Annotated in this window: 5 protein-coding genes; 1 reads left to right on the top strand and 4 read right to left on the bottom strand. The window is 72.3% G+C overall.

What is annotated here, in order from left to right; genetic code table 11:
- From AB0K18_RS19950 to AB0K18_RS19940, 3 genes are all read right to left on the bottom strand, one after another.
- The coding region (locus AB0K18_RS19950; RefSeq protein ID WP_364915938.1) for a hypothetical protein at positions 1–213 on the bottom strand (213 nt) is incomplete at its 3' end.
- A 3-nt stretch (positions 214–216) separates the two neighbouring features.
- Entirely contained in the window at positions 217–582 is a 366-nt protein-coding gene (locus AB0K18_RS19945; protein ID WP_364915935.1) for a YbaB/EbfC family nucleoid-associated protein, read from the bottom strand.
- Positions 583–893: 311 nt separating this feature from the next.
- Positions 894–5,669 (bottom strand): ATP-dependent helicase, encoded by a 4,776-nt coding sequence (locus AB0K18_RS19940; protein ID WP_364915933.1) that lies wholly within the window; start codon positions 5,667–5,669, stop codon positions 894–896.
- A gap of 91 nt (positions 5,670–5,760) precedes the next feature.
- Between AB0K18_RS19940 and AB0K18_RS19935 the strand changes: the two genes are divergently transcribed.
- Complete coding sequence (locus AB0K18_RS19935; protein WP_345398886.1) at positions 5,761–6,249, top strand: VOC family protein; 489 nt, start codon at positions 5,761–5,763, stop codon at positions 6,247–6,249.
- Here the strand turns inward: AB0K18_RS19935 and AB0K18_RS19930 are convergent, their stop codons facing one another.
- Positions 6,250–6,444, bottom strand: coding sequence for a hypothetical protein (locus AB0K18_RS19930; RefSeq protein WP_355431920.1), 195 nt, complete (start codon positions 6,442–6,444; stop codon positions 6,250–6,252).
- Positions 6,445–6,469 lie beyond the last annotated feature (25 nt).

Genomic DNA, 6,469 nt, shown 5'->3' with positions numbered 1-6,469 from the left:
CTTGGCCGGCCCCTGCCACAGCTCCTCGCGCAGCATCCGCATGACGGCGCCGGCGTCCTCGGACTTCATCTCCTCCAGCGCGTCGGCCAGCTCGTCCAGCGCTTTCGCCTCGCTGATCAAGGTGTGCACGTCGGCCTCGGGGACCGCCCCACCCGCCAGCGGCTTGGCCAGCGGCTTGACGATGTCCGGCACCAGGTTCAGATCGAGCGGCATCCGCTACGTCTCCGTCCGCGGCAGGTCAGAATTGGGGAAGAACAGATCGGCACCGGCCTCGGGCCCGAACAGGTCCTCGAAGGGGAGGTTGGGGGTGAAGGGCTCCATCAGCTCCCGCATCTCGCCGGACACCTGCCGGGTGGCGTCCCTGATCTGGGCCATGATCAAGTCGGACAGCTCCGACGGTGACAGCTTGCGGTAGACCCGCGGGTCGAATTCGATGGCCTGCACATCGCCTCGAGGGCCGACCGTGACGGTGACCATGCCGTCACGGGACTTGGCGGTCGCCGTCAGGTCACGCATCTTCTCCTGCGCCTGTTTGAGCTGCTCGGCCTGCTGATTGACCTCCTTCACGAGCTGCTCCAGCAACCGCCAATGCTCTTGAGATGTCATCGCCGCCCTCAGATCAACGCCGCGTAACCGTGATCATCGAATCCCCATCATCTATCACTTCAGCCCCATATCAGGACAGCAGAATCAGTGAATTCGGGGAGTCCGCACCACGCCCGCAGGCCATCTGTGATGTTCCTCCCACGACCGCTCCGCCCGTACCCAGAACACGTCAGCGGCGGGGGCCAGCGTGCGTCCGCGCCTGCGGAGGCGCGCGGCCTGGGGCGTCCGGCGGTTCACGACGGACGTGGGACCCACGGCTGCGAAGGGCGGCGCCGAGCGCGCCGGGGTCAGGCGCGCAGACGGAGGCCGCGGGGGGTGGGGTGGAAGCCGGCTGCTTCCAGGGCCGCCGCCAGGGGCGAGTCGACGATGCTGGCACCGTCGGCGCGTTCGACGGTCAGCTTGCCCAGAGCGCCGTCGCGTACGGCCAGAGCCAGCGCGTCGACCGCCGGCCGCAGCCGGTCGCCGTCGGTGAACGACAGCAGCGTCTTGCCGCCGCGCTCGACGTAGAGCACCAGGTGCCCGTCCACGAGCACGACCAGCGAACCGGCCTTCCTGCCCGGCTTGTGACCCACCTCGCCGGGATGCTGCGGCCAGGGCAGCGCGGCGCCGTACGGGCTGGCCGGGTCGGCCGCCGCCAGCACCACGGCCCGCCGCCCCGGCCCCCCTGAACCACCATCCGCACCTCTGCCCGGCCGCCCCCCGAAGCCGGGCACGTCGCCGGGTGTCGTGGTGCTGAAGCCCGGGTCAGGGGGCGGGGCGGCGCCGGGGGACATGGCGCGCATGCGGTCGACCGCGCCGGGCAGCGCGAACTGGGCGCCGCCGAGCCCTTCGACGAAGTAGCCGCGCCGGCACCGCCCGCTCTCCTCGTACGCCCGCAAGACCTGATAGACGGGCGTGAACCCGCCGGGCAGCCGTTCGGAGGTCACCGCCCCCCGCGTCACCACGCCATGCCGCTCGAGCAGGACCTCGGCCTGCGCGTGCGCCCGCTGGGTGGCGTCGGCGGCCGGCTCGGGCAGCAGCCACCACCGCCCTGCCACGGTCGGCGGCCCGCTGCGGCTGGGCAGCACGGCCCGGCGCCGCCGCGTGGTGGCGGGCCGGTGGGCGGGCCGCCCGGTGCCGAGGGTGGCCCGCAGCGGCGCCAGCGTGTCACCCGATACGCGCCCGGCCCACACGAGGTCCCACAGAGCGGACACGAGCGTGGCGTCGTCGAGCGAGCCGAGCTGGTCGGAGATGCCGCGGAAGAACAGCGCGCCGCCCCCGCCGAGCAGCTCGAGAATCCGCTCGTGGACCGGCGTCATGGTGATCTCGGCGGGCTCGGGCATCAGCAGCGGCGCGGTGTCGGCGAAGTAGAGGGACACCCAGCCGTCGCCGCCGGGCAGCGACCCCTGGCCGGCCCACATCACGTCGCCCGACGAGGTCAGCTCGTCGAGCAGGGCCGGATGGTAGCCGGGCACCCGCGACGGCAGCACCAGCGTCTCCAGCGCGGAGGCCGGGACGGCGGCGCCCTGGAGTTGTTCGATGGAGCGTACGAGCGCGTCCATCGCACGAGCCGACCCGATCGCGCCAGGAGAGACCTCTGCGACGGTGATGCCGTGCCAGGCGGGCAGGAACCTGGCGAGCGTCTCGGGCGCGACCGGCTCCACCTCTTTACGCAGCCGGGCCAGCGACCTGCGGCGCAACATCCGCAGCACGCCCGCGTCGCACCACTCCTCGCCGCGCCCGCCGGGCCGGAACTCCCCGTTCACGACCCGCCCCGACGCGGCCAGCCGCCGCAGCGCGTCGGTCACCACGGCCACGCCGAGCCCGAACCTGGCGGCGGCCGTACCGGCGTGGAAGGGCCCGCGCGTGCGGGCGTGCCTGGCCACCAGGTCGGCCAGCGGGTCGGCCACCGGCTCCAGGAACGCGTGCGGCACCCCGACGGGCGGCGGGACGCCGAGCGCGTCGCGCATGCGGCCGGCGTCCTCGATGGCCGCCCACTGCTCCTCGCCGGCCACCCGCACCCTGATCGCCCGCCTGGCCCGCTCGAGCTCCTCAAGCCAGGCCGGATCGCCGCCGCGCACGCTCACGTCGGGCGCGAGCAGCGGCCCGTGGGAGCGCAGCAGGTCGGCGAGGTCCTCCACGTCGCGCAGCGGCCGGTCGAGCCTGGCCAGCTCGCGTTCGGTGTCGGAGATGACGTCGGGGTCGAGCAGCTCGCGCAGGTCGGCCTGGCCGAGCAGCTCCGCGAGCAGCGTGGTGTCGAGCGCCAGGGCCTGCGCGCGGCGTTCGGCGAGCGGCGCGTCGCCCTCGTACATGAACGCGCCCACGTAGTGGAACAGCAGCGCCGCGGCGAACGGCGAGGCCTGCGAGGTCTCCACCTCCACCACCCGCACCCTGCGGGCGGCGATGTCGCGCATGAGCTGCACCAGCCCCGGCACGTCGAAGACGTCCTGGAGGCACTCGCGCATGGTCTCCAGCACGATCGGGAACGAGGCGTACTGTGAGGCCACGCCCAGCAGATGGGCGGCCCGCTGCCGCTGCTGCCACAGCGGGCTGCGCCGGCCCGGCGTGCGGCGCGGCAGCAGCAGCGCACGGCCCGCGCACTCCCTGAACCGGGAGGCGAACATGGCGGAACCGCCCAGCTCCTCGGTGACGATCTGCTCGATCTCGTCGGCGTCGAAGGCCGCGACGTCGGTCGGCGGCTCGGCCAGCGTGTCGGGGATGCGCAGCACGATGCCGTCGTCGGAGTGCACGGCCTGGACGTCGATGCCGTAGCGCTCGCGCAGCCGCCGGTTGATGGCCAGCGCCCACGGGGCGTGCACGCGGGCGCCGTAGGGGGAGTGGATCACCACCCGCCAGTCGCCCAGCTCGTCGTGGAAGCGCTCGACCAGCAGGGTGCGGTCGTCGGGGACGTAGCCGGTGGCCTCGCGCTGCTCGCGCAGGTAGGCCAGCAGGTTGCCCGAGGCGTATTCGTCGAGCCCGGCCGCCTGGATGCGTTCGGTGGAGTCTTGTTTCGCCTGTTCGCGCAGGAACTGCCCGATCGCCTTGCCCAGCTCGGCCGGCCGCCCCGGCGCGTCGCCGTGCCAGAAGGGCAGCTTGCCCGGCTGCCCCGGCGCCGGCGAGACCAGCACCCGGTCGGCGGTGATGTCCTCGATGCGCCAGGAGGTCGCGCCCAGCACGAACACGTCGCCGACGCGCGACTCGTAGACCATCTCCTCGTCGAGCTCGCCCACCCTGGAGGCGCGCTCGCCCACCAGGAACACGCCGAACAGGCCGCGGTCGGGGATCGTGCCGCCGTTGGTGACCGCCAGCCGCTGCGCGCCAGGTCGCCCCTGGAGGGTGCCGGTGACGCGGTCCCAGACGATGCGGGGGCGCAGCTCGGCGAACTCCTCGCTCGGGTAGCGCCCGGCCAGCATGTCGAGAGTGGCCTCAAGCGCGCTGCGCGGCAGCGTCGCGTAGGGGGCGGCCCGCTTGACCACGCTCTCCAGCTCGTCGACCGTCCACTCGTCGAGCGCGGTCATCGCCACGATCTGCTGCGCCAGCACGTCGAGCGGGTTACGCGGATAGCGCAGCTCCTCGATGAGGCCGCTCTTCATCCGCTCCGCGACCACCGCCGTCTGTACGAGATCGCCACGGTATTTGGGGAAGATGACGCCCTTCGACACCGCGCCCACCTGGTGGCCCGCCCGGCCGATGCGCTGCAGGCCGCTGGCCACGCTCGGCGGTGCCTCCACGCACGCGACCAGGTCGACCGAGCCCATGTCGATGCCCAGCTCGAGACTGGACGTGGCGACCACGGCAGGCAGCCGGCCCGACTTCAGCGCCTCCTCGATCTGCGCGCGCTCCTCCTTGGAGACCGAGCCGTGGTGGGCGCGGACGATCTCCGTCACCGCCCCCTTGCTCGCCCCCGCCTGCGCCATCAGGTCGGCAGGCATGCGCTTGGGCGGCTCGGGACCGGTGGGGGGTGTCTCCCAGATCGACAGGTCGATGGTCTCGGCGCCGTGCTCGTGTTCGTAGGCCAGCTCGTTGAGCCTGGTGCACAGCCGCTCGGCCAGCCGGCGCGAGTTGGCGAACACGATCGTGGAGCTGTGGGACCCGATCAGGTCGAACAACCGGTCCTCCACGTGGGGCCAGATCGACCGGTTGCCCGGCTCGGGCGCGAACTCCTCGCCCTCCTCGCCCCCCTGGCTCGGCCGGCCCTCCATCTCCGTCATGTCCTCGACGGGGACGACGACCTCGACCTCGATGCGCTTGTCCGACGGCGGCTGCACCACCGTGGCGGGGCGCGTGCCGCCCAGGAACGCCGCGACCTCGCTCACCGGGCGTACGGTCGCCGACAGCCCCACCCGCTGCGCCGGCTTGTCGAGCAGCGCGTCGAGCCGCTCAAGCGTCAGCGCGAGGTGGGCGCCGCGCTTGGTGGCCGCGACCGCGTGCACCTCGTCGACGATCACCGTCTCCACGCCGCGCAGCGCCTCACGCGCCTGGCTCGTCAGCAGCAGGAACAACGACTCGGGCGTGGTGATGAGGATGTCGGACGGCCGTGACGCGAACCGCCTGCGGTCTTCCGCCGGGGTGTCGCCCGAGCGGATCGCCACCGAGATGTCCGGCACCGGCAGGCCCAGCCGCCTCGCCGTCTGCTTCAGGCCGGCCAGCGGGGCGCGCAGGTTGCGCTCGACGTCGACGGCCAGCGCCTTGAGCGGCGACACGTACACGACCCGCGTGCCCATCGGCCGCTCTGTCGTCTTGGCCTGCTCCGTCGCCTTCGCCTGCTGTGTCGCCTTCGTTCGCTGCGTCGTTTCCGCCTGCTCCGTCGTTTTCGCCCGCCCTCGCGCCGCTGACACGCGCCCTTTCGCGCCCTTCGGCGCGTCTTCCGTGGCGGGCGGCTCTCCGAGCTCGCGGGCCGCGAGCCTGTCGAGCGACCACAGGAACGCCGCCAGCGTCTTGCCCGACCCCGTCGGCGCCACGACCAGCGTGTTGTCGCCACGCGAGATCGACTCCCACGCCCCCTCCTGAGCGGCGGTGGGGGCCTGGAAGGCTCCGGCGAACCATTCCCTGGTCACCTGGCTGAACTGGGCTAGCGAGCTCACCAGCACATACTGCCTCGCGCCACCGACAGAAAACGCATTCGCCCCCGGGGCGGGACGGTTGAGCGGGCGCCCTGGCGGACATACAGCGACCGTGACCATCGACTACGCGGCCATCGAAGCCCGCCGTGCGGAAATACGCGAGCGCTACGTGTTAGCGCACCGGCCCTCCAGCAGCGCGCGAGGACTGCACCACATGGCGCTGCTCTCGTCCGACGTCGAACGGACCATCAAGTTCTACCAGGAGCTCCTGGAGTTCCCGCTCACCGAGATCTTCGAGAATCGCGACTACAAGGGCTCCAACCACTTCTTCTTCGACATCGGCAACGGCAACCTGCTGGCCTTCTTCGACTTCCCCGGGCTCGACCTGGGGCCGTACCAGGAAGTGCTCGGCGGGCTGCACCACGTCGCGATCTCCGTCGACCCCGCCACCTGGGAACGGCTGCGCGGGAAGCTGGAGATGGCCGGCGTGCCGCACCAGATAGAGAGCGGCGCCTCCATTTACTTCAGGGACCCCGACGGCGCCCGGCTGGAGCTGCTCGCCGACCATCTCGGTGAGATGTACGGCGCGCGGGTGATGTGACTAGCGCCGCGACGCCCTGCGCGTGCGCGGCTTGCCCGCCCGCGGCGCCTGCCTGATGCCGGCGTGCCGCTCGGCGCGCTCGGCCTTCTCCTTCTTCACGGCCTGCCGCAGCAGGGCTAAGAGGTGACGGCGTCTGGCCCTGTTGGCCTTCGTCTTGGCGGTCTTCGGGGGTGAAGACTTGGGGGTCTTTGGCATGCGGTTGTCCTACCCACCCCCGGGG

The organism is Nonomuraea sp. NPDC049421, assembly GCF_040677005.1.
GTDB classification, from domain to species: Bacteria; Actinomycetota; Actinomycetes; order Streptosporangiales; family Streptosporangiaceae; genus Nonomuraea; species Nonomuraea salmonea.
Note: the sequence above shows the minus strand (reverse complement) of the source record. Positions and strands in the feature narration are given on the sequence as shown.